The organism is Beduini sp., assembly GCF_047239305.1.
Lineage (GTDB): Bacteria > Bacillota_I > Bacilli_A > Erysipelotrichales > Coprobacillaceae > Beduini.
In genome coordinates, this window is record NZ_JBKTEM010000001.1 from 306,969 (window position 1) to 329,705 (window position 22,737).

The 22,737-nt window shown below is 37.4% G+C and carries 26 protein-coding genes; 17 read left to right on the top strand and 9 right to left on the bottom strand.

Annotated elements, in window-relative coordinates; all coding sequences use genetic code 11:
• Both rffA and ACLRVU_RS01610 read right to left on the bottom strand, forming a co-directional pair.
• Entirely contained in the window at positions 1 to 1,128 is a 1,128-nt protein-coding gene (gene rffA, locus ACLRVU_RS01605) for a dTDP-4-amino-4,6-dideoxygalactose transaminase (RefSeq protein WP_412890411.1), read from the bottom strand.
• 14 nt (positions 1,129 to 1,142) lie between these two features.
• A complete protein-coding gene (locus ACLRVU_RS01610) occupies positions 1,143 to 2,450 on the bottom strand; it encodes an ArnT family glycosyltransferase (RefSeq protein ID WP_412890412.1) in 1,308 nt (435 codons plus the stop codon).
• 103 nt (positions 2,451 to 2,553) lie between these two features.
• Here ACLRVU_RS01610 and ACLRVU_RS01615 point away from each other — a divergent pair, with 103 nt between their 5' ends.
• On the top strand, positions 2,554 to 3,504 hold the full coding sequence (locus ACLRVU_RS01615; RefSeq protein ID WP_412890413.1) for a glycosyltransferase family 2 protein: 951 nt from the start codon (positions 2,554 to 2,556) through the stop codon (positions 3,502 to 3,504).
• A gap of 36 nt (positions 3,505 to 3,540) precedes the next feature.
• On the opposite strand, the gene ACLRVU_RS01620 is transcribed toward ACLRVU_RS01615, so the two are convergent.
• Positions 3,541 to 3,777, bottom strand: a complete 237-nt coding sequence (locus tag ACLRVU_RS01620) for a hypothetical protein (RefSeq protein WP_412890414.1) — start codon at positions 3,775 to 3,777, stop codon at positions 3,541 to 3,543.
• Positions 3,778 to 3,943: 166 nt separating this feature from the next.
• Here ACLRVU_RS01620 and ACLRVU_RS01625 point away from each other — a divergent pair, with 166 nt between their 5' ends.
• On the top strand, positions 3,944 to 4,369 hold the full coding sequence (locus tag ACLRVU_RS01625) for a helix-turn-helix domain-containing protein (protein WP_147548497.1): 426 nt from the start codon (positions 3,944 to 3,946) through the stop codon (positions 4,367 to 4,369).
• Here ACLRVU_RS01625 and mutY read toward each other — a convergent pair.
• On the bottom strand, positions 4,344 to 5,372 hold the full coding sequence (mutY, locus tag ACLRVU_RS01630) for an A/G-specific adenine glycosylase (RefSeq protein ID WP_412890415.1): 1,029 nt from the start codon (positions 5,370 to 5,372) through the stop codon (positions 4,344 to 4,346). The genes ACLRVU_RS01625 and mutY overlap by 26 nt on opposite strands.
• A gap of 148 nt (positions 5,373 to 5,520) precedes the next feature.
• Here mutY and ACLRVU_RS01635 point away from each other — a divergent pair, with 148 nt between their 5' ends.
• The 6 genes from ACLRVU_RS01635 to ACLRVU_RS01660 all read left to right on the top strand — a co-directional run bounded on the left by ACLRVU_RS01635 (position 5,521) and on the right by ACLRVU_RS01660 (position 10,954).
• Entirely contained in the window at positions 5,521 to 5,847 is a 327-nt protein-coding gene (locus ACLRVU_RS01635) for a cyclic-di-AMP receptor (RefSeq protein WP_147548501.1), read from the top strand.
• 83 nt (positions 5,848 to 5,930) lie between these two features.
• On the top strand, positions 5,931 to 7,121 hold the full coding sequence (locus ACLRVU_RS01640) for a CapA family protein (protein ID WP_412890416.1): 1,191 nt from the start codon (positions 5,931 to 5,933) through the stop codon (positions 7,119 to 7,121).
• Positions 7,122 to 7,130: 9 nt separating this feature from the next.
• Positions 7,131 to 7,820 (top strand): HAD family hydrolase, encoded by a 690-nt coding sequence (locus ACLRVU_RS01645; protein WP_412890417.1) that lies wholly within the window; start codon positions 7,131 to 7,133, stop codon positions 7,818 to 7,820.
• Positions 7,786 to 8,202: a DUF523 domain-containing protein gene (locus tag ACLRVU_RS01650; RefSeq protein WP_412890418.1), complete on the top strand. Its 417-nt coding sequence runs from the start codon at positions 7,786 to 7,788 to the stop codon at positions 8,200 to 8,202. Before ACLRVU_RS01645 ends, ACLRVU_RS01650 begins: the two co-directional genes overlap by 35 nt.
• A gap of 61 nt (positions 8,203 to 8,263) precedes the next feature.
• Positions 8,264 to 9,445, top strand: coding sequence for an NAD(P)-dependent malic enzyme (locus ACLRVU_RS01655; RefSeq protein ID WP_412890419.1), 1,182 nt, complete (start codon positions 8,264 to 8,266; stop codon positions 9,443 to 9,445).
• Between the two features lie 87 nt (positions 9,446 to 9,532).
• Entirely contained in the window at positions 9,533 to 10,954 is a 1,422-nt protein-coding gene (locus ACLRVU_RS01660; protein WP_412890420.1) for an NAD(P)/FAD-dependent oxidoreductase, read from the top strand.
• A gap of 34 nt (positions 10,955 to 10,988) precedes the next feature.
• Here the strand turns inward: ACLRVU_RS01660 and ACLRVU_RS01665 are convergent, their stop codons facing one another.
• Positions 10,989 to 11,756 (bottom strand): glycoside hydrolase family 25 protein, encoded by a 768-nt coding sequence (locus ACLRVU_RS01665; RefSeq protein ID WP_412890421.1) that lies wholly within the window; start codon positions 11,754 to 11,756, stop codon positions 10,989 to 10,991.
• Between the two features lie 103 nt (positions 11,757 to 11,859).
• Here ACLRVU_RS01665 and ACLRVU_RS01670 point away from each other — a divergent pair, with 103 nt between their 5' ends.
• From ACLRVU_RS01670 to ACLRVU_RS01690, 5 genes are all read left to right on the top strand, one after another.
• Complete coding sequence (locus tag ACLRVU_RS01670; protein WP_412890422.1) at positions 11,860 to 12,318, top strand: MarR family winged helix-turn-helix transcriptional regulator; 459 nt, start codon at positions 11,860 to 11,862, stop codon at positions 12,316 to 12,318.
• The gene (locus ACLRVU_RS01675) at positions 12,311 to 14,626 is read left to right on the top strand and encodes an ATP-binding cassette domain-containing protein (protein WP_412890423.1); all 2,316 of its coding nucleotides are present in this window, start codon (positions 12,311 to 12,313) and stop codon (positions 14,624 to 14,626) included. Before ACLRVU_RS01670 ends, ACLRVU_RS01675 begins: the two co-directional genes overlap by 8 nt.
• Before the next feature lie 21 nt (positions 14,627 to 14,647).
• Positions 14,648 to 15,013 (top strand): methylglyoxal synthase, encoded by a 366-nt coding sequence (locus tag ACLRVU_RS01680; RefSeq protein ID WP_147548518.1) that lies wholly within the window; start codon positions 14,648 to 14,650, stop codon positions 15,011 to 15,013.
• A 72-nt stretch (positions 15,014 to 15,085) separates the two neighbouring features.
• On the top strand, positions 15,086 to 16,216 hold the full coding sequence (locus tag ACLRVU_RS01685) for a glycerate kinase (protein WP_412890424.1): 1,131 nt from the start codon (positions 15,086 to 15,088) through the stop codon (positions 16,214 to 16,216).
• Positions 16,213 to 17,151: an NAD(P)-dependent oxidoreductase gene (locus ACLRVU_RS01690; protein ID WP_412890425.1), complete on the top strand. Its 939-nt coding sequence runs from the start codon at positions 16,213 to 16,215 to the stop codon at positions 17,149 to 17,151. Before ACLRVU_RS01685 ends, ACLRVU_RS01690 begins: the two co-directional genes overlap by 4 nt.
• Here ACLRVU_RS01690 and ACLRVU_RS01695 read toward each other — a convergent pair.
• A complete protein-coding gene (locus ACLRVU_RS01695; protein ID WP_412890426.1) occupies positions 17,148 to 17,534 on the bottom strand; it encodes a BRcat domain-containing protein in 387 nt (128 codons plus the stop codon). The genes ACLRVU_RS01690 and ACLRVU_RS01695 overlap by 4 nt on opposite strands.
• Before the next feature lie 161 nt (positions 17,535 to 17,695).
• Between ACLRVU_RS01695 and ACLRVU_RS01700 the strand changes: the two genes are divergently transcribed.
• A complete protein-coding gene (locus ACLRVU_RS01700) occupies positions 17,696 to 18,775 on the top strand; it encodes a M42 family metallopeptidase (protein WP_412890427.1) in 1,080 nt (359 codons plus the stop codon).
• Positions 18,776 to 18,802: 27 nt separating this feature from the next.
• Here ACLRVU_RS01700 and ACLRVU_RS01705 read toward each other — a convergent pair whose 3' ends face one another.
• Entirely contained in the window at positions 18,803 to 19,345 is a 543-nt protein-coding gene (locus ACLRVU_RS01705; RefSeq protein WP_412890428.1) for a hypothetical protein, read from the bottom strand.
• A 48-nt stretch (positions 19,346 to 19,393) separates the two neighbouring features.
• Here ACLRVU_RS01705 and ACLRVU_RS01710 point away from each other — a divergent pair, with 48 nt between their 5' ends.
• Positions 19,394 to 19,762 (top strand): type II toxin-antitoxin system RnlB family antitoxin, encoded by a 369-nt coding sequence (locus tag ACLRVU_RS01710; protein ID WP_041139405.1) that lies wholly within the window; start codon positions 19,394 to 19,396, stop codon positions 19,760 to 19,762.
• Positions 19,763 to 19,800: 38 nt separating this feature from the next.
• On the opposite strand, the gene ACLRVU_RS01715 is transcribed toward ACLRVU_RS01710, so the two are convergent.
• Both ACLRVU_RS01715 and ACLRVU_RS01720 read right to left on the bottom strand, forming a co-directional pair.
• Complete coding sequence (locus ACLRVU_RS01715; protein WP_412890429.1) at positions 19,801 to 20,640, bottom strand: Cof-type HAD-IIB family hydrolase; 840 nt, start codon at positions 20,638 to 20,640, stop codon at positions 19,801 to 19,803.
• A 103-nt stretch (positions 20,641 to 20,743) separates the two neighbouring features.
• The gene (locus ACLRVU_RS01720; protein ID WP_147548531.1) at positions 20,744 to 21,058 is read right to left on the bottom strand and encodes a hypothetical protein; all 315 of its coding nucleotides are present in this window, start codon (positions 21,056 to 21,058) and stop codon (positions 20,744 to 20,746) included.
• A 258-nt stretch (positions 21,059 to 21,316) separates the two neighbouring features.
• On the opposite strand from ACLRVU_RS01720, the gene ACLRVU_RS01725 reads away from it, so the two are divergent.
• Both ACLRVU_RS01725 and ACLRVU_RS01730 read left to right on the top strand, forming a co-directional pair.
• Positions 21,317 to 22,198, top strand: a complete 882-nt coding sequence (locus ACLRVU_RS01725) for a 5-bromo-4-chloroindolyl phosphate hydrolysis family protein (protein WP_412890430.1) — start codon at positions 21,317 to 21,319, stop codon at positions 22,196 to 22,198.
• A complete protein-coding gene (locus tag ACLRVU_RS01730; protein ID WP_147548535.1) occupies positions 22,185 to 22,718 on the top strand; it encodes a hypothetical protein in 534 nt (177 codons plus the stop codon). Before ACLRVU_RS01725 ends, ACLRVU_RS01730 begins: the two co-directional genes overlap by 14 nt.
• Positions 22,719 to 22,737 lie beyond the last annotated feature (19 nt).

The window sequence follows — 22,737 nt, forward strand, 5'->3', positions numbered from 1 at the left end:
TTATTGATAGAATTCCTTGATCGCGTTGATGACGCTGCTGATCTCATCATCGGTAATATTATAGAAAAGCGGTAGTCTTAATAGACGCTCACTTTCTTTTGTAGTGTATTCATCAGCCCCATGGAAACAGCCGAATTTCTGCCCTGCCGGAGAACTATGTAATGGCACATAATGGAATACGGCTTGGATTCCCTTTTCTTTTAAGTGAGTGATTAATGCGCTTCGCTGTGCAAGGTCCTTGGTTTTGATATAAAACATATGGGCATTATGTGTACATTCATTAGGAACATAGGGAAGCTCAATATGTCCGGCTTCTGCTAACAGAGCTAAGCCATCATAGTACTTATGCCAAGTGCTTAAACGATGATTATTGATCGTGTCAGCGGCTTCTAACTGCGCCCAAAGGTAGGCGGCATTTAAATCGCTTGGCAAATAAGATGAACCGTAGTCAACCCAAGTATATTTATCTACTTGCCCACGGAAGAATTTCGAACGGTTTGTCCCTTTTTCACGACTGATTTCAGCTTTTTCTTTGTATTGATCGTCATTAAAAAGAATAGCTCCGCCTTCGCCCATACTGTAATTTTTCGTTTCGTGAAAACTATAGCAGCCAAAATCACCGATTGTTCCTAATGCTTTCCCTTTATAATAAGCAGTTACTCCCTGGGCGGCATCTTCGACTACTAAAAGATGATGTTTTTTCGCAATCGCCATAATGGCATCCATTTCACAGCTGACCCCTGCATAATGAACAGGCACAATCGCTTTTGTTTTATCGGTAATTGCAGCTTCGATTTTTGTTTCATCAATATTCATCGTATCCGGACGAATGTCCACAAATACAATTTTAGCGCCTCTTAATACAAATGCATCGGCAGTCGAAACAAACGTATATGAAGGCATGATGACTTCGTCTCCTGGCTGAATGTTACAAAGAATAGCAGCCATTTCCAAAGCATGTGTGCATGAAGTGGTTAATAAGACATTATTGATATTAAAACGCTTTTTCATCCACTCACTGCAAAGCTGAGTGAATTTTCCGTCACCGCAGATCTTATGCAGATCGACAGCTTCCTTGATATAATCCAATTCTTTTCCGACGTATGGCGGACGGTTAAAATCTAGCATATTATTTTCTCCCCCTAGTAGTAATATGGAATGATGATGAAAAATAAACTGTACATCAGTGTAAAGATACACGTACTACTCATTATTATAACATAGTGCTTTTTCCATTTGAAACGTTCTAGTAAATATTGTGTTCCCAATACAATAAAGTAAGCTAACGGAATAATCATCGGCATACTGTAGCGCCCCTGCGGCTGAAAATCATTGAAATAGGAATAATAAAGATTTAAGAAATTCGGAATGATTAAAGCAATAAGCATTCCCCAGTTAAACAAGCTTTTTATAAATTCTTTAGAAAATAAGATCTCTTTGATCTTATAGAAGCAGCCGATCATTCCCACACAAATAACAATTCCCCAAATAGGATAGAACCACAATGGCGGGAAAATCATCATACCGCCAAAACGTGCGATGAATGAAGTTAAAAAGATCAGCAGCCATTGCTTTGATATCAGCATTTCCCATAATGACATGTTGAGATTGCTGGGGGAAGCTATGAGAGAGGGCTTAAATTGATCGGCAGCATATAATTCTGCATAATAATTGCTGGTGCTCATGCCGATAAAATCTCCGTCATATAAAAGATAGTTGCGAATAAACCACCACCCCGCTAAAAGTAAAGCGAGAGTAGAAATATAGAGACCTTTGATCATCAATGGTTTAAACCATTGCTTTGGATGAAAATGAATCATTGAACCAATAAAAATGAAGATACTCACTAAAATAAAGCCATAAGCATTATAGTAGGAAAGCGCACAGACAGCCAAACCGACCGCTAACAAGGTACAGCTTCGATAGGACCATTGATCTTTGAATCCGCTTAACCAGGCATAAACGATGAATGCACAGCTAAATAAAGCCAAGCCGTCATTATTAACATAGGTAAAGATAAAGGCAAACTGCGGCAGACAGCCGACAAATATGATAAACAGCCATTGCCATCGCTCCTCTTTAAAAAGGATTCGTCCGATTTTTATTGTCAGATAAATGGTTCCAACCGCTAAAACAACATTCATCATTCTGGCACCCAGCCAAAGATAATGTGCGTTAGAAGTGAATAAAGAAACGATCTTCATTGGAATTGCACACAGCATATACGCTAAAATGGGGGTGAATGCATAGGATTGTCCCCATGTCCAATTCATGATTTCCGGATCTGCTCCATGCGGAAGCGATCCATGATTTAATATATATTGACATATTGAATAACGCATACTTTCATCCGGTCCGGCATTCACAGGCTGAATCATTGCCCAAAGACCGTAAAACAAAAATATACAGATTAAAAAATAGTAGTGTTTTTTCTCTAAACGATTTTCCATAACTTCCTCCAATGGTTAAATAATAGCATTTATGAGGGATTTCTACAAGTTTACCCTTTAAATAATTCGGATTAAATGATATGATTGATAACTGGTGATAAATATGAAAAAAATATCAATAATTGTACCGGTTTATTATAATGAAGATAATCTTTTGCCGCTTTATGCGGATCTAAAAGAAAAGGTGCTGGATCCACTTCAGCATCGTTATCATTATGAAATTGTAATGGTGGACGACGGTTCTAAAGACCGTTCGTTTGAAGTAATGAATAATCTTTCCAGTATCGATGAACATATCAAAATCTATAAACTCTCTCGTAATTTTGGTGAACATTCTGCTTTGTTAGCAGGATTGAATGTATGTACCGGTGATTTAGCGGTCCGAAAAGCGGCAGATTTACAAGAACCTAGTGAAATGATTTTGGATATGCTTAAAGAGTATGAAAAAGGAAATTCGGTTATACTGGCAGTCAGAGAAGGACGGGAAGAATCAGAGGGACAAAAATTCTTTTCCAATCTTTATGCTTATCTGATGCGTAAATTTGCTTTATCCAATATGCCAAAAGGTGGATTTGACTCGTTTATGATCGATCGTCAAGTCATTGATACCTTGATTCAAATGAATGAAAAAAACACCTCACTGATGGCACAAGTGCTGTGGTGTGGATTTCCTACCAGCAAAATCGGCTATGTACGTAAAAAACGTGAAATCGGAACTTCAAAATGGACTTTATCAAAGAAAATCAAACTAGTTTTAGATTCACTGCTAGGGTTTTCCTATTTTCCGATTCGTTGTATTCTAATGATCGGAGCAGCCAGCTTTGTGATATCGTTTATCTGGTCAATCGTACTGATCGTTCAGAGATTAATGAATATCATTACGGTAGAAGGTTACACGACGATCATTATATTAATTTTATTTGCTTTTAGTATCATCATGGGTTCTTTAGGTATTTTAGGAGAATATATTTGGCGTATGTTTGATGCAACCCGTAATCGTCCGCCGTTTATCTTTGATCATCGTACTAAAGAAGAAATGACAAAATCTAAATAATACATAAAAATCATGGGAATGAATGCCCATGATTTTTTAAGTACGCTTTCTTATGATAAGGATGGCGATCCAGTAAATGGCAATAATGCTCAGCATGACTGCAAACTGATCCAATGGTCCGGTCGCCATTTTAGCGGCAATGAGACAAAAGGTAATACCAATCACATAATCATATAATGTGAGATGCTTTATTTCTTTATTGCCCCATAACTTAACAGTAATGCATAATACAATAATGGAACTGACAGCCATCACGATCGTTTCTAAAATCATCCTCTTCACCTCAAAACAAGTATTGCCATTTCTATAATTAGTAAACAAATGTTTAGTATATTTTCCATAATAAACAATATATTCATCATATAAACAGTATGTTGTACAGCCTGGCTATCCACTTTATCAGTAAATTTCTATACAATAATAAAAGAGGAGTGGAACTATGGATGAATTATCTCGTAAGTTATCTAATTATGTAAGAGAAACAAGATTGGATAAGAATCTTACTGTAACCAATGTCGTCAATAACTGTTCGTTAAGTCGTTCTTATATTAATATGATTGAATCAGGCAGAAATCCTAAAACGAATAAGCCGATTATTCCAACTTTGGAAACAGTCGAGCAATTATGTAAAGGTTTAGGCGTATCAAAAATTGAATTTCTTACTAAAGTGGGTTTTATTGATACCCGCGATGATGACCCTTTGCTGAATTATAATATGACTTTAGAAGAATTAATTACATATAAAACCGCTGTATCCAATATCGCTTTCGATCAATTGTCATTTGATGAAAGAGAACATATTCTAACAGCGGTCGATGAATTTATTAATTTTCAGATCTTTAAAATTCTAAACAGGAATAAATAGCTTTTAACACTTTAACGTGGGCAGTTGAAATCGGCAGTTTGTCGATTTCTTTTTTACTATATAAGTTTTTACTGTCTGAGTTCAGTCTGAACAGATAAACATGCATATACCATGTGCGATGAGAAAAGACATGCTTGATATCTTTGATATGATCGATAACGTCAATCTCTAATCCAGTATCTTCTTTAAATGCTTCGATGAAGGTATAAGGACTTTCAACGGCATACTGCGGACAGCCGTATAAATTTGCGAGCAAGCCATCGGGACCGTTTTTAATCAGATACAGCTGATCCTGATAGTAAATACCACCGATAATATAATGAATATCCTGATTGTTTTTCTTTTTTATATTAATAGGCAAAACATCTTGGCGATGCTGTTGCTGGGCAAGACAGTGGCTGCAGATCGGGCATTTTTCACAAGCAGGATTTTTTGGGCGGCAGATCGTTGCCCCTAAATCCATGATAGCTTGATTAAAATCACCAGCATTAACACCTTTTACTAATTCATCACCGATGGCTTGAATCTGCTTCATCGTTTTAGGCAGGGCAATATTGTCTTCCATATTATATAAACGGCTGATGATACGTAAACCATTGCCATCTAATGCAAAGACGTTCAGATCAAAAGCAATGGATCCGACAGCGTTAGCGGTATAGGGACCTACCCCCTTTAAGGCAAGCAGCTTTTCTATATCGCCGATCATTTTCCCCTGATATTCTTCCACGATCATTTTAGCGGAAGCCTGCAAATTGCGGGCTCTGGAATAATAGCCTAAGCCTTCCCAGTATTTATATACTTCTTCCAAAGGGGCAGAGGCAAGATCTATTGGGGTTTTAAATCGATTAGTAAAACGTAAATAATAAGGAATGACCGTATCGACTTGGGTCTGCTGAAGCATGATCTCGCTGATCCAAATAAAATAGGGGTTTTTGGTGCGCCGCCAGGGAAGATCACGTTTGTTTTGATCGTACCAGGCTAATAAGTCTAAAGCTATGCTCATAAATTTCTCCATTTTCTTTAATCTTTATCATATTCGTAACTCTTGGTGAATATCATATATCACAATCGTTAAAAATGCAAAAATAATGATGATATGAATGGAAAAAAACACTAAAAAATGGTATAAATAAAGTAAGGGGAGTGATAACATGAAATTAATTATTGGTATCATTAATAAAGAAGATGCAGCTTCTACAACAAAAGCATTAAATGCTGCCGGATATTATGTTACAAAATTAGCGGCAACCGGGGGATTTCTAAAAAGGGGAAATATTACGATTTTAATCGGTACAGATGAAGAAAAAGTACCTGCCGCTTTGGAAATCATTGACCAGAATGCGAAAAAGCGCTTGGAAAAAGAAAATGCTGCTTCAGCTAAGGCATTGGAAGAACCTCGTGATAAAACTGCGATGGAAGGGGTTATCGGCGGAGCCACAGTGTTTGTAGTAGAAGTCGATCGATTCGAGAAAATTTAGATGCTTCGGCATCTATTTTTATTTTGTTTGACAATGTCGAAATTTGAAATTATAGTTAAATAAGAATGGAAAAGAGGTGTCTCATGAATAAAAAAATAATCTTTGCTTTTATCCCTGTCATCTGTCTGTTTGCGGCGATCGTGTTTTTAAAAAATGATCCGGTTGTCCATCCTTTAAAAGAGACAGCCACTAAAGCAGAAACAACACAGCGGGAGGTAACAGCGTCCATTACAGGGGATCTGCTGTTTGAGGGTCCCTTGTATGAATGGATGGATAACTATCAGTTTGGAAACTATTTTGATCAGGTAAAACCCTATTTAAAAGGAGATCTGATCATTGGTAATCAAGAAGTTTTGGTTGGTGGTGATGAGTTAGGGATCAGCGGCTGGGGATACTCCTTTAATGCCCCTTATACGATCGGGGAACAATTGCCGAGTTTAGGTTTTAATGTGCTGACATTAGCGAATAATCATGAAAATGACCGTGGGTTACAAGGCATTATAAATACTCGTCAGTTATTTGATAAGATGAATATGTTTACTAGCGGTATGTATCTTTCACAAGAAGAAAGAAATCAGACACCGGTTATTGAAAAGAACGGGGTTCGCTTTGGCGTACTGGCTTATACATATTCTACAAATACTTATGTAGGATCAGATTACGATTATGCTATTCCTTATTTTTTGGATGCGAATTTACAGTTTACAGATGAATATAAAGAAATTTTAAAACATGATGTTGAAGCCGCTAAAGCGGTCAGCGATGTGGTGATTGTGGCGATGCATTGGGGAACAGAATTCACTTATGAACTGACATCTGCCCAGCGGACTGCTGCGGAATATTTAAATGAATTAGGTGTCGATCTGATTATTGGCAATCATTCTCATTGCTTGCAGCCAATGGAGTATTTAACCAGTTCGATAGGACATCAGACATTCGTGATCTACTCATTGGGAAATTTTGTTTCTGCAGATGTTGTGGTTGACCGTTCCAGTGAACTTTTTAAAAACATGTATCAGGTTGGTGGGATTGTCAATTTAACGATTCATCATGACATGGCAACCAAGGAAACGACAATAGAAAATGTCGAACTAACCCCGGTTGTCAATCAATATGAAAATGATTACCAGAATTTTAGGTTAATCCCTTTCAATCAATATAATGAAACTCTCGCAAGTCAGCATTACCGCCGTCAGTACAGTGACTTATTTACATATGAAGAGATCAGACAGCAGATTGATCAGCTTTATGATGAAAGTATCACCATCAATTAAGGAGACAACATGAATAAAGTGTGTATATTTGATTTAGATGGGACATTAATCGATTCCCTTAAAGATTTAGCGACGGCTGGAAATTATTTAATGGAGCAGCTTGGCTATCCGACACATCCGATCGATGCCTATAAATTGTTTGTTGGCAGTGGAATTAAGAACCTGATTCTTCGGGCAGTACCGGAAAGGTCTTTAGATGAAGCGCAATTAAATAAAGCGATGGAACTTTATATGACTTATTACAGTCAGCATTGCAGTGTGTTCACAACGATTTATCCACATATAATAGAAGTCTTAGATGAATTAAAAATAATGGGATATCAACTGGCAGTGGTAACCAATAAGCCGGATGTTATCGCTAAAAAGATTGTTGAAGATTTATTTGGTGATCGTTTTGCCTTTGTGTTTGGGCAGGTTGAGCATATTCCAGTGAAGCCTGATCCGACTTTAGTGGAACGAGTTCTAAAAAAGACAGGGGCATTAAAAGAGAACGCTTATTATATTGGGGACAGCGATGTGGATATCTTTACGGCAAAAAATGCGGGAATTGCTTCCATCGGCTGTCTTTGGGGGAACCGTACTAAAGCAGAATTGAAACAAGCCGGAGCAAAGTTTTTGGCTAAAGATACCAAAGAAATAATGGATATAATCAGAGGTGAAGAAAATGATCGTAGTGAGTCAATGTCTGTTAGGGGATAACTGCAAATATAATGGCGGGAACAATTACAGTCAAAAGGTCATAGACTATCTGAAAAATAAAGAATATATAGCAGTATGTCCTGAACAGTTAGGTGGTTTGCCCACTCCAAGAACGCCATGTGAATGTTGCGGCAAACGCATTATAAATAAAGATGGGGAAGATAAGACTCAGGCATTTATTGATGGGGCAGAGCGATGTTTAAAGCTCATTGAAGATAAAGAGATTGAATGTGCTATTTTGCAGCCGAGAAGTCCTAGCTGCGGCAAAGGAAAAATCTATGATGGTTCATTTACGGGAACTTTGACTGTGGGAAACGGAGTCTTTGCTCAGATGTTGTTAGAGCGGGGAATCATCGTTAAACATGAGGATGAGCTTGACTAATTTTAGGTTGAATAAAGTTAAAAATATGGGATAATGGAAGAGACGAATGGAGAGTGACAGAATGAGTGACGTATATCAAGAAGCATTAAAATTACATGAAGCAGCAAAAGGTAAATTAGAAGTCGGGTTAAAAGTCTCTTTAGATAAGAAAGAAGATCTATCATTAGCGTATACACCGGGAGTTGCACAGCCTTGCCGTGAGATCGCAAAAAACCCCGATGAGGCTTACAAATATACATGGAAATCTAACAGTGTAGCAGTTGTAACAGATGGAACAGCGGTATTAGGTTTAGGGGATATCGGACCTACCGCAGCCTTGCCGGTAATGGAAGGAAAATCAATCCTATTCAAGAAATTTGGAAATGTGGACGCTGTTCCTATTTGTTTGGATACGAAAGATCCTAAAGAGATCATTCAGATCGTAAAAAGTATTGCCCCTGGATTTGGCGGAATCAATTTAGAAGATATCAGTGCACCAAGATGTGTGGAAATAGAAAGAACTTTGATTGAAGAACTGGATATTCCGGTATTCCATGATGACCAGCATGGGACTGCAATCGTAGTAACTGCAGGACTGATCAATGCTTTAAAAGTCGTTAATAAAAAAGCAGAAGAGATTACCGTAGTGGTCAGCGGAACCGGTGCTGCCGGAAGCTCTATTATTAAAATGATTAAGCAGTTAGGGGTTAAAGAAATTTATGGCTTTAATATTAACGGGATTGTATTAAAGGAAGATCAGAAACACTATGATTTCCTGACAAAAGAGTTAGCAGAGATCACAAACTCTCAAAATAAACGTATGACAATGGCAGAAGCCTTAAAAGAAGCGGATGTTTTCATCGGTGTTTCTGCGCCTAAAATATTAACTAAAGAAATGGCTGCCGGAATGAAAAAAGATGCGATTGTTTTTGCAATGGCAAATCCGGAACCGGAAATAATGTATGATGATGCGATTGCTGCCGGTGTCCGCGTGATGGGAACGGGACGTTCTGATTTCCCTAATCAGATCAATAATGTTTTAGCGTTCCCGGGATTGTTCAGAGGTGCATTAGATGTTCGAGCTAAAAAAATCAATGAGGAAATGAAATTAGCGGCTTCGATGGGGCTGGCATCATTAGTTAGTGAAGAGGAATTGTCAGAAACCTATATCATTCCTGAAGCAATGGATCCGCGTGTTGCAAAAGTGGTGGCAAAAGCAGTATCGGAAGCTGCCGTACGTACACATGTCGCAAGAACGGAATAATCTTCTGTTCTTTTTTAATGTGTATATGATTTGCATTTAAAGCATGCATTCGATATAATACCAAAGGCTTTAATGAAAGGTGATTGGATGGAAAAAAATTATGATGTTATTATAGTTGGTGCTGGTCCAGCTGGAATTATGGCAAGCTATGAATTGTATTTAAAACAACCAGAATTAAAAGTGTTATTAGTGGATAAAGGACAGGATGTGATGTATCGCCGCTGTCCGATTAAGGAAAAGAAAATTAAATCTTGTCCGGTGATTAAAGATAATGAACCGGGATGTCTGCCTGCCTGCTCAATTACTGCCGGATTTGGCGGAGCAGGGGCATACAGTGATGGAAAATTTAATATAACCAGTGAATTTGGCGGATGGCTGACCGATTATATGAATGATGATGAGGTCATCAAAGCGATTGAATATGTAGATCAGTTATATTTAAAACATGGTGCAACAAAAGAAATAACCGATCCGACAACTCAAAAAGTAAAAGAGATTGAACATCGCGGATATGCGGTGGGCTTGAAATTGCTACGTGCGCAGGTGCGTCATTTAGGAACAGAAGAAAATCTGAAAATCATGACTGCAATGTCTAATGAGTTAAAAGAACATATTGATATTATGTTTAAAACAGCAGTGAAAGATATTATTGTTGAAGAAGGTCAGGCAAAAGGAATTGAACTCACAAACGGTGAAAAGATTTATTCTAAAAAAGTGGTTGTTGCTCCGGGTCGCGACGGATCTGCCTGGCTGACAAAATGCTTAAAACAGCATGGTGTTGAGCTTTACAATAATCAGGTAGATATCGGGGTTCGTGTGGAAACAAGCAATATCGTGATGGAAGAAATCAACAAGAATCTTTATGAAGGAAAATTTGTCTATAATACATCAGTCGGAACAAGGGTCAGAACCTTCTGCTCCAATCCTTCCGGACATGTTGTTATTGAAAATCATTCGGGAACTATGCTGGCAAACGGACATGCCTATCATGATCCGGCTTTAGGCAGCGGCAATACTAATTTTGCGCTGTTAGTTTCTCATACATTCTCAGAACCGTTTAATCAGCCAAATGAATTTGCCAATGCAATCGGTCAATTGGCAAACAAATTGTCAAACGGAAGCATTATCGTACAAAAATACGGAGATATTAAAAAAGGGCGCCGTACAACAGAAAAACGTTTAAAAGAGGGGTATACGATACCGACTTTAAAAGAAGCGGTGCCGGGAGATCTTGGCTTAGTCCTGCCTTATAATACCATGAAATCAATTATTGAAATGATTGAAGTATTGGATCATGTGACTCCGGGAATTGCCAATGAGCATACCTTATTATATGGAGTAGAAGCAAAATTCTATTCTGCTCGTCCAAAAGTAAGAGAAGGTTTCGAAAGTGAAATTGATAACTTATATGTTGCCGGAGACGGGGCTGGTCTGACTAGAGGGTTAGCACAGGCAGGAGCAAACGGTGTGATTGTTTCTCGTCATATTATTCAACAATTAAAGAAATAAAAATGACCCCTGGTTTTTACTAGGGGTCTATGTATTAGTAATTGTTTTTTTGTAATCGTCTGATAAATGCAGGATAGTCATAGAAACAATAATTGAGATCGACATCACCGGCAATGCCATGCACTTTTCCATAACAGGTATATTGCCACATTCCATAATCACCATCATATACATTTTGTAAACTATAGTTAGCGATCCAAAGATCATAGTTTTTTAAACGTTCCATATCTAATTGATTAATATGATCGGGGTTGGTATAGATGCCAACATAGTAACCGGCTTTTTCAACTGTCTGTAAAAATGTTAGAACAATTTCTGTAAGCTGATCTTTTGTTAAATCATCTTGACATTCATCTTCAATATCATAATAGACTGGATATTGAAATTGGATGCCTTTGATTTGCGATAAGAAAAATTCAGCTTCTTTTTTTGCTTCCTCAGGTGTTGTGGCGTAGCTGTAGTGATAAGCACCGATGGCGATGCCATGCTTTTGAGCCTGATCGATATTTTCTTTGAATGTTTTATCGGTATGATCACCGGTATCATTCCATGCATAACTGGCACGGATGATGGCAAAATCAACACTGCTGTCAGCAACAGCCTTCCAATCGATCGTTCCCTGATGCTCACTGACATCAATGCCTAATCGAAACGTTTCTAAACCTGTATTTTTAGGGTTATAGATCGGGGTCATTATTTCTTTATTGGTAAAATTAAGTTTAGGGATAAAGAAGATAGCAAGAAGGATAATAATGACTAAAACTCCCATTGCGATTTTCTCGTTATATTTAAATTTCCGCATATTTTCCTCCTGTTAAGATTATAACACGTTTATCATATGAGTTGAACTATAAAACCGGATTTGATAAAATTACTTAAGTAACTTAAGTATTGGAGGCGATGGTTTGCTTAAAAAAGAAAGTGTGCGTTTCTTAGAGTCTTTGAGACGTTTTAAAAATTTAGATCCATTAAAAGAGCTGCTGCCAATTTCTCAGCGTGATTTTATGGTATTAATGATTGTACAGGAATACTGTGATAAAAATGAAGCAGTGCGACCGGGACAGCTGGCACAATGCTTGGATTTGAGTCTGCCGGCAACTTCGGATATGCTGAAAAGACAATGTGACAAGGGCTTGATTATCAAGAAAACTGATCCATTGGATCGCCGCTCTTACATTGTTGAACTCAGTAAACAGGGAAAGCAGATTTATATAGAGGGGCAGGAGATTCTTACCCGATTTTTAGAAACAATTATTGAACGTTACGGAAAAGAAAACATGGATCGTTTGTTATTGGTAATGGATGATATCTACCAATTAATGGCAGTGACGAAAAAGGAAATGTTGGAGGAAAAAGATGCTTGAATTAAAAAATATAACTAAAAAATATAAGATAGGCGATGTTGAAACTGTTGCTTTAGATGATATCAGTGTCTCTTTTAGAAAAGAGGAGTTTGTTGCGATTTTAGGAACCAGCGGTTCAGGAAAAACGACTTGTCTGAATATTATCGGTGGTTTGGATCGCTATGATTCCGGTGATCTGATCATTAAAGGAAAACATACAACGGACTTCAAGGAAAGAGATTGGGATGCTTATCGTAATAATTCGATAGGCTTTGTGTTTCAAAGCTATAATTTAATTTCCCATTTATCGATTGTTGCCAATGTTGAAATGGGAATGACGCTAAGTGGGGTATCTGCCGCTAAAAAACATGAAAAAGCCTTAGAGTGTTTGGAAAAAGTCGGTCTGAAAGAACATCTTCATAAAAAGCCGAACCAGTTGTCAGGCGGACAGATGCAGCGTGTGGCGATTGCCAGAGCGTTGGCGAATGATCCGGAAATTTTATTGTGTGATGAACCGACCGGAGCCTTGGATTCTAAAACCAGTGTCCAGATCATGGACTTAATTAAAGAAATTGCTAAAGACAAGCTTGTCATCATGGTCACTCATAATCCTGATTTAGCGCATGACTATGCCAATCGTATCGTTGAATTTAGAGACGGACGTATCATCAGTGACAGCAATCCTTATCAAAATGATGATGCTCAGGAAGCGTTTGTGTTAAATAAAACCAGCATGTCTTTTATTACGGCACTGCGTTTATCATTCAATAATATTAAAACAAAGCTGGGAAGAACATTCTTAACTTCTTTTGCTTCTAGTATTGGGATTATTGGAATTGCTGTGATTTTAAGTTTATCAGTCGGGTTCCAAGTACAGATCGATAATTATCAGGAAGATGCCTTGGCAGAATTCCCGATCATTATTTCTAAGCAGGCTGTCAGCATGGATCCGGAAACGATTCAAAAGCATATGAATGAGATGTCTTCTACTCAATACAGTGAGGAAAACCAAGTGTTTGCTTATGATTCCTCTGCGAATTCCATTATGCACGAGAATCGCTTTAGTCAAGATTATTTGGAGTATATAAAAAATATAGATCCTACTATTTGCGACAGTATCGGCTATACACGTATTGTCGGCATGAATTTAGTGCGTGATATTGACGGAACTAAAAAAATGGTTAGTATTTCTGGAAACAGTTCAAATCAGGGAAGCTCAGGGTTATCTACATTTCCGGTGGCATCGGACGGAAATATCAATACTTTCCTAGAAAAAAACTATGATGTATTAGCCGGAAATCTGCCGGAAGATAAATTTGATATGGTCTTAGTTGTCAATGAAAAAAATCAAGTAGAACTTTCTACTTTAACTTCTCTTGGATTTGAAGCAGTGGATAAAGAAGGAATCGATTTTGATAAAATTGTTGGAACAGAGATGAAGTTAGTTAATAATGATGATTTCTATACAACAACACCGTTTCAATCTTATATGCCATCAAATGATTATCAGATGATGTATGATTCTAAGGAATCTCAGACAGTAAAAATCAGTGCGGTGATCCGTGCTAAGGAGGATGCTAATGTTGCGATTCTAAATCCGGGCATTGCCTACAGTGATTCATTATCTCAGTATGTCATTGATCAGGCCGAAGGATCAAAAATCGTCGAAGCTCAAAAAGCAGTGGATTATAACATATTGACATTAGAAGCGATGGACGAAGCAGCTAAAGAACAGATGATGGCTTATTTAGGTGGAGATGCTACTCCTTACCTCATCACGTTGTATCCGACAGATTTTGAAAATAAAGATAAGATTGTTGAGTATCTGGATACGTATAATGATGGATTAGAAAACCGTGATGATATTGTGGTATATACCGATCTTGCGGCTACAATTTCCTCTTTAACAGGGGGCATCATGGGTGGAATCACGATGGTGCTGGTTGCTTTCGCCGGAACTTCATTGATTGTAAGTTTAATCATGATCTGTATTATTACGTATACGTCTGTATTAGAAAGAACAAAGGAAATCGGAATCTTGAAAGCCTTGGGGGCACGTAAGAAAGACATCACACGTGTATTTGACGCGGAAACATGTATCCTAGGAGTTTTTTCTGGAACCTTGGGAATTATCATTGCCTATTTACTCACGTTCCCAATTAATGCAGTTATTTATAGTGTGACTGAATTAAGCAACGTGGCTTCTTTAAAAAGGGAACATGCTGTTATTTTAATTCTGATAAGTACGATATTAACGATGGCAGGCGGACATATTCCGGCACGTATGGCTTCTAAGAAAGACGCAGTCGAAGCGTTGAGAACAGAATAGTAAAAGTGGGGAGGAAAAGAAATGAATATTGCTTTAATTGCTCATGATCAAAAGAAATCAGAGATGATTGAATTTGTTAAAAGATATGAAAAGAAATTAATGAAACATGAATTGTTTGGCACGGGAACGACAGGTAAAAAAATTATGGAAAACACTTCTTTAGCGGTTCATCGATTTTTATCCGGACCCTATGGCGGTGACCAGCAGATCGGGGCTAAAATCGCAACCGGAGAAATGGATTTGGTTATCTTTTTCAGGGATCCATTAACGGCACAGCCGCATGAACCGGATGTATCTGCTTTAATGCGTCTATGTGATGTTCATAATATACCATTAGCTTCCAATAAAGCAGCAGCCATAATGATGATGGAGGCGCTCGATGAATAATCGGGCGTTTTCTTTTAAAACATCTCGACAAAAGTGAACGATGCTTTTAAAATAAAGGAATGAGGTGATAGTATGAAAGTAGCAGTAGCCATTGATTCGTTTAAGGGGAGTTTAAGCTCTTATCAGGCGGCAAAAGCAATTGAAGAGGGGGTTCATGCAGTAAATCCGGATGCTGATGTGGTGATTCAGGCAGTGGCGGATGGCGGAGAAGGGACCGTTGATGCGTTAATTGAAGGAATGAATGGAAAGAAAATAAATGTTTGTGTTCATGATCCGCTTTTTAGAGAACATGAGACATATTACGGCGTGATCAATCAAACGGCTGTGATGGAAATGGCAAGTGCTTCCGGATTGCCGTTGCTTACGTTAGAAGAGCGCAATCCTTTATTGACGACAACATTTGGCGTAGGTGAGATGATCATGGATGCTATTGAGCGAGGCTATCGTCATTTTATTGTCGGTATTGGCGGAAGCGGAACGAATGATGGGGGAATCGGCATGCTGATGGCAATGGGCTATCGCTTTTTAGATGAAGAGGCACAGCCAATTCGTTTAGGAGCGCAGGATCTTGATAAAATAGCTGAAATTGATGATCGCTTGGTTGATTCACGAATCAAAGAATGCCGTTTTGAGATTGCCTGTGATGTGTCTAATCCTTTATGTGGGGAAAATGGAGCAAGTGCAGTTTACGGACCGCAAAAAGGAGCCGATGCTTTCATGATTCAAAAGATGGATGCCGGGCTTGCTCATTTTGCGGCAGTTACCAAAGCATATAATAAGACGGACTATCAAGAGGTTTCAGGAACCGGAGCGGCTGGCGGATTAGGCTTTGCTTTTTTGAGTTATCTTCATTCAAAGCTGGTTAGCGGAATAGATTTAGTTTTGACATTTGTTCAGCTTGAGGATAAACTTAAAGATGCAGATTATGTTTTTACGGGTGAAGGGCGAATGGATGGTCAGACCTTGATGAATAAGACACCAATTGGAGTGGCAAGACTGGCTAAGAAACACGGGTGCAAGGTCATTGCTTTAGCTGGACAGATCAACGAAGAGGCTTATCTATTGAATGATCATGGGATCGATGCTATGTTTTCTGTTGTTCCCGGAGTTGTTGAATTGGAGTATGCCATGAAACAAGAAAATGCTTATCGCCATTTGAAAAATACCGTAATACAAATACTGAGATTGGAGAATATAAAATGAAAATAGTCATTATTGAACCATTGGGAATTGAAAAAGAAAGCGTTGAAAAGATCAGTCAAGAAAATTTATCGGAACATGAAATTATTTATTATGATACAAGAGTCACTGATGAAGTAACTTTAATTGAACGAGCAAAGGAAGCAGAGATTTTAGTTGTAGCGAATTTACCGTTAAATCGTAATGTTTTATCTGCTTGTCCTCACTTGAAATTAATTTCCGTTGCCTTTACCGGAATTGATCATCTTGATGTCAATTACTGTAAAGAAAAGAATATTATGATCTGCAACAGTGTAGGATATTCCACCGTGGCAGTTGCTGAAGAAGTGTTCGGCATGATTATCGGTCTGTATCGTCAATTGCTTGCAAGTGATGAAAGAACCCGTCATCAGCAGACTAAAGAAGGGCTGAGCTTATTGGAAATGGCAGGTAAAACAATAGGGGTTGTAGGAGCCGGAGAGATCGGACAGCGAGTGATGAAAATTGCTTTTGCATTTGACTTAAAAGTACTATGCTATAGCCGTACAAAGCGAATGATTCAAGGGGTAGAATTTGTTGATTTAGATACACTGATGAAAGAAAGTGATATCATTACACTACATATTCCATCAACACCGGCAACATATCATTTAATTGATGCAGACAAGATTGCATTAATGAAAAAAGAGGCGGTTTTGATTAATACCGCCCGTGGAACTATCGTCGATAGCGAAGCTTTGGCAGCGGCACTGAATAATAATAAGATTGCCGGAGCCGGAATCGATGTCTTTGAGATGGAACCGCCAATTCCGGTGGAACATCCGTTGTTGAATGCGAAAAATACCATATTGGCACCACATATTGGCTTTGCGACAAAGGAAGCTTTAGTAAAACGAGCATATGTCGTATTTGAAAATATAAAAAAATATCTTGCAGGAGATCCGCAAAATATTTGTTAGGATTTTTTATCAAAGCGAGTTTGACATTTAGGGCATGTGATTGTGATTAATCCATGTCCTTTTGGCACTCTGACGGTTTGAGAACAATTCGGGCATTTAAAATAACGATGCGTTTTCTTGTCTGCTTGTCGGTTTGCCCATTTCAACATCTTGATCTGATATGGATACAGCATCTGGGCAAATTTAATATTCTCCTGGCGGCGCTTATAAACCTGTTTGGAGAAAGTTCGATATAAAATATAAATTAATAGAACCCAAACAAGAATGGATAAAATGGTTGTCTTAAAAAAGAGGAGGTTGGATAGAGAGATAAGCAGCACAATAAAAAGTAAAAATTGACTTAACTGGTCGGGACCGTTTCGTCCTTTCAAAAGATTTTTCATACATAACCTTCTTTCTTATCATGATATTCTACAAGGGATAAATGAATTGAAAGTGAACTTTCTTTATTATTGACGATAAAATAAAATTTATATATTGATATGTTCAAAAAATAAAGATATGATTAAAAAAGATAGGAAAAATAAAAAAAGGGGGAGTGTAAATGAGAACAAAAGAACAAAATATTGACTTGATTAAACGGCTTTCAAATGCGAATGGGGTATCCGGATTTGAAGATGAAGTAGCTCAGATCGGGCGAATTGAAAGCGAAAGCTTTTGTGAAGTCAAGGAAGACTCTTTGCGTAATTTATATATGACATTAAAGGGCAATACGGGTAAAAAGCCGAAAGTTTGGTTGGATGCCCACAGTGATGAGCTGGGATTTATTGTACAAGCTATTAAGCCTAATGGAACCATGACATTTTTGCCGTTAGGAGGTTGGTCACCTAATAACGTTCCAGCTAGTAAAGTCCGTGTTCAAAATGCAGAAGGAGACTATTTAAGCGGTGTTGTTGCCGCTAAGCCGGTGCATTTTATGAGTCAGGCAGAAAAAAGTGCCTCTTTGAATATTGAAAATATGGTGATTGATCTAGGAGCTGTTTCTGCTGAAGACTTAAAGGAAAATTTCAAAATCAGAATGGCAGCACCGGTGGTGCCTGACGTTGAGTGTACTTATGATGAAAAACGTGATTTATTTATTGGAAAAGCATTTGACTGCCGTATTGGCTGTGCGGCGGTATTGGAATCTTTAAATCAATTAAAAGAAGAAAAATTAGATGTCGATGTGGTAGCGACATTGTCCGTACAAGAAGAAGTAGGAGAAAGAGGCGTGCATGCGGCCGTTCAAAACATTGATGCAGATATTGCGATTATTTTTGAAGGTTGTCCGGCTGATGATACTTTTTATGAGCCATATATGATTCAGACTGCAATGAAAAAGGGACCGATGCTGAGACATTTCGACCGTTCAATGATTACGAACCCAAGATTTATGCGTTATACATTGGATATGTGCGAAGAAAAACAGATTCCGGTTCAGGAATCTGTAAGAAGTGGCGGCGGAACGAATGCCAAATATATTCATATGTCACGTTATGGCGTGCCAACCATAGTAGTTGGTGTACCGGTTCGCTATATTCATTCTCATCATGGTATTTGTGCTTATGAAGATTATTTGAATTCTGTGAAACTGGCAGTGGAATTAGTAAAGCAGCTAAATAGTGATCTGATTGGTCAGTTTTAAACGAGATATCCTGAGGGTATCTTTTTTTTAGAAATTGATTTTAAAGATCTGTCCTTCTCTTACAAATAAACCGTTATCGCTTTTTGTTTTATAAGCGCCGATTTTTTGTCCTAGACGCAAATAAAAAGGAAAAGCTTTGGCGTGTGATGATTTTAAATACATAGTATTCTTGTCGAAATCTTGATAGTAGGGAAAAATGATCTCTTTAAGCCATTTTGTACCTAACCCATGTCCTTTTTCACAGATGTGAAAATAGTTTAAAATGATGCTTTGGCTAGGGTTTTCAATGAGTCCTTTTTGATCCAATAGAATTTCTGAATTGAGCTGTCCGTGACTGATTAAAGCGATACCGATGCATTGCTCATGTTTATAGAGAACGTGAAAATCTAAAGTGACTTTCGGTAAAGCGGATAATTGATGAATTTTTTGATTGCAGTGATACACTTCATCGTAATCATCGTAGTGATGAATGAACTTATCATTTAAATTCATGATTATCGGGCTTAAATATTCGCCTTTAAATGTATGGTGTAATTCAAAACGATATTCTTCTTCTTTTCTAAGTAGCATAATGACCTCCTAAATGGTATAATATGAAAATGATATGGGGGTAATGATATGGAAAAATACATGGAGAACTTTAAACTGATCGAATGTCCGGATCAGCCTTATAAATTGTTTTTGATTTTGCTGTTTTGTCATTCAAAGGTGAATCAGAGACAAATGATCGTCGAACGGCTCAATGATATGCATTATGAAGGAGAGATCCTTGTTGATAATCTAATGCAGGTTGGAGTAGAAGGGTTGAGATTTTATAAAACCAGTTTTAAAGAAGATTTTCTTGATGCCGGCTTTCCGGTGAAAATCCCGCTTGATTCTCCTTATCGAAAACTGACATGCGATTTTTTAAGAGAGAATAATTTGGTAGTAGGATCTAATTTATCCCAACGCAAGATTGACGCTATTAACAATGGAGAAAACATTTAATCTATTCTATTCAAAAAACCTGAATTTATTTCAGGTTTTTATATTAATCGATGTTTTTTGAAGCTGTTGAAGATTCCGCCTTCATCATGAGTATCTGTCACTTCATCGGCAATGTCTTTCAGACCGGGTTTCGCATTACCCATGGCAATTCCGATTTGACAGTATTCCAGCATTTCCGCATCATTCATTCCATCACCCATTGCGATCGTGTCTTTTTGATCAAGTCCTAAATGTTCCAGCAGAGCTTCAATTGCAGTCGCTTTATGAACACCGGGAACGGCTAGTTCACCGCTGTCTGGCCCAAACATTGGAACTGTGCAAGGGATAACGTTGAATTCTCCCGCAAATTCCTCTTTGATTGTATCAAAAGGGACATCTGACTGTAGAAAACAAGCCTTGTTGACATCACTGCGATATAAGGATTCCCCTTGAATCATGGCTTCAATAAAATGATTAGGATTTTCATCTCGCTTGCGTCTTGCTTCTTCATCGTGATCGACATCTCCGTACATCATCATTTCAAGATGGTGAACTAAATTTTCACTGGCGTAAAGTCCGCCGTTTGATTCTAAATAAAAGTCAACATGATGCTCATTGAAAAAATCAACTAAATGACGAACATCAGCATCGCTCACACGTTTATGATACAGCATCTCATCCCCAACAGAGACGAATCCTCCGCCGGCACCAATCACACCATCGAAACCAACTTCCATAATGAAATCATAAAGTTCGGCTTGAGAACGACCCGTGCATAAATAAACCAAATGACCGTTTTTTCTAGCCGCTCTAACGGCATCACGGGCAGAATCCGGAACAAATCCCTCATCATTACATAATGTACCATCTACATCTAAAAAAACTATTTTCTTTTCCATACTTACCTTCCTTTTAATTATTGGTTAGATTATAGCATAGAAAAAAGAGTGATCGTATTTTTTTCAAAAAACAAAAAACCGTCAAAAGACGGTTTAGCGTTATTTATTTTTTGAATGCGTTATATGCTTCAACCGCTTTATCCACGATTTTATCGGCTTCGATTGAAGAATATTCATATTCTTTCAAAGTAACGACAGCACATTTACCATCTGCTAATGCTTGCACTTCGTCTAATTTATATCCATATTGAGGTCCAAGTACTAAAACGTCAGAAGAATTAACGGCGTCAGTAATGTTCATTGATGAACTAGATGAGATTTCGCAATCCACTTTCTTTTCAGCAGCTTTTCTTTTAAGAACATCTACCAATAAATTTGAAGATACACCTGTTGCACAAACTAATTTAATTTTAATCATATAAAATTCCTCCTCTTTCGTACAAACACATATTAAGCCTATTTCTAAATTTTGTCAATTAAATTTGTATTAAATTTTTATAAATATTTTCTGAAAGCGTTTAAATTAATGCTTTTCTTTTAATTTAAAAAATGGTAGCATTTACATTAATCCTAAAAATGAATATAAAATTAGTATGTGAAATTAATTGTAAAAAGTTCACTATATTTAATGATATTTTTTCTGATTTATGAGATAATAATTTTTGGGGGTGAAAGTGTGAAAAAATGGACTTCAAATTTTTTGGCGTTAATATGTTTTGGCTCATTGATAGCTTTTGCACTTCCGTTGGGATTTTCTAATCTCTTTTTAGGGACCGCTGCTGTCAGTTTCCTTTTACTGGGAGCCGTCCAATATTTCAGCAAGAAAAAATCATTAAGCGATAAAAAGAAAATGCAGCGTCAACTAGATGAAAAGGCACTTGCTTATTTTAGTGAACATGATGAACTGGTATTGAACGAAAATGTAACAATCCGCAGTGATCAGGCAAACGGGTTCAATACATTAGATGTATATTACCAAAATGAAAAATTATGTAAGGTAAGTGAATTTAAAAGTTCTTTCCCAGATACGTATGATTATTTTAAGTATGTGATTTATACGAATGAAGTGGTGGAAACTGAGCCGGAAAATGAAGAGGAAGAAGATTCAACGGTGAACTTAAAGAAATTTATGCGTCAGATTGATGATTTGAATACTTCTATTACAAATACAAAGATTACGGAAGATTTATATCATACTTCAGCAATGATTAAATTTATTGACCAGATTTTAGATCAGTATCCTGAAAAGGAATCGAAAGTATCTAAGCTTGATTATTATTATTTGCCGACATTGGTTTCAATTTTAAAAAACTATGTGCGTCTGTCAGATACAAATAAAATGGATCCTGATTTTAATGAGGTAGAATCTCAGCTGATGAAAACAATTTATTTGGTTAATCAGGCCTTGGAGACGATGTCTGCAACGCTTTGTGACGATGAAATCTTGGATTTATCAAGTGATATGTCGGTATTGGAAACAATGCTTAAAAAAGATGGATTAGTTAAAGAAGGAACGATTGATGAACTTAAAGTAGGTGAAAACAATGCCGAGAGATAGAGATAAAAATAATAATCATGATCTTATCAATGATTTAGTAGAATTGGCGGATCAGACCATTTCAACAGTAAAAGACAATGTTGATGAATCTTTGAAAAAGAGTGGTTACGATAATATGGGAGAACTGCTTTCTGATGGGATTGACCGAGCTTTTGGAAAACGTAAGCCGGAAAAGCCTTATTCCACACATTCACACAATGTCATTACGACGCGTTTTGACTATATGAAACAAGTAATGAGCAACATTCAGTATGGGCGTCGCTATCGTGGGTATTATCGCGATGGCTATGAAAATGTGATCACCACGTATTTACAGGAATTAGAAACCTATAAAGATGATTTAGAATTTTTTGAATCGAGCATTCGTCATGAATTAAGCAAGGTCGCAAAAAATGTACGTAACTCACGTAATAAATATCGTGAAGGACAAAAAGATGCTTTGGAGTATATTTTAAGTGAGCTGCAGTATTCGAAGTCACAAATTATGCGTAAGATTCAAAGAGAATTAGTAAAAAAATAATGAAGATGTGGGGAGCAGA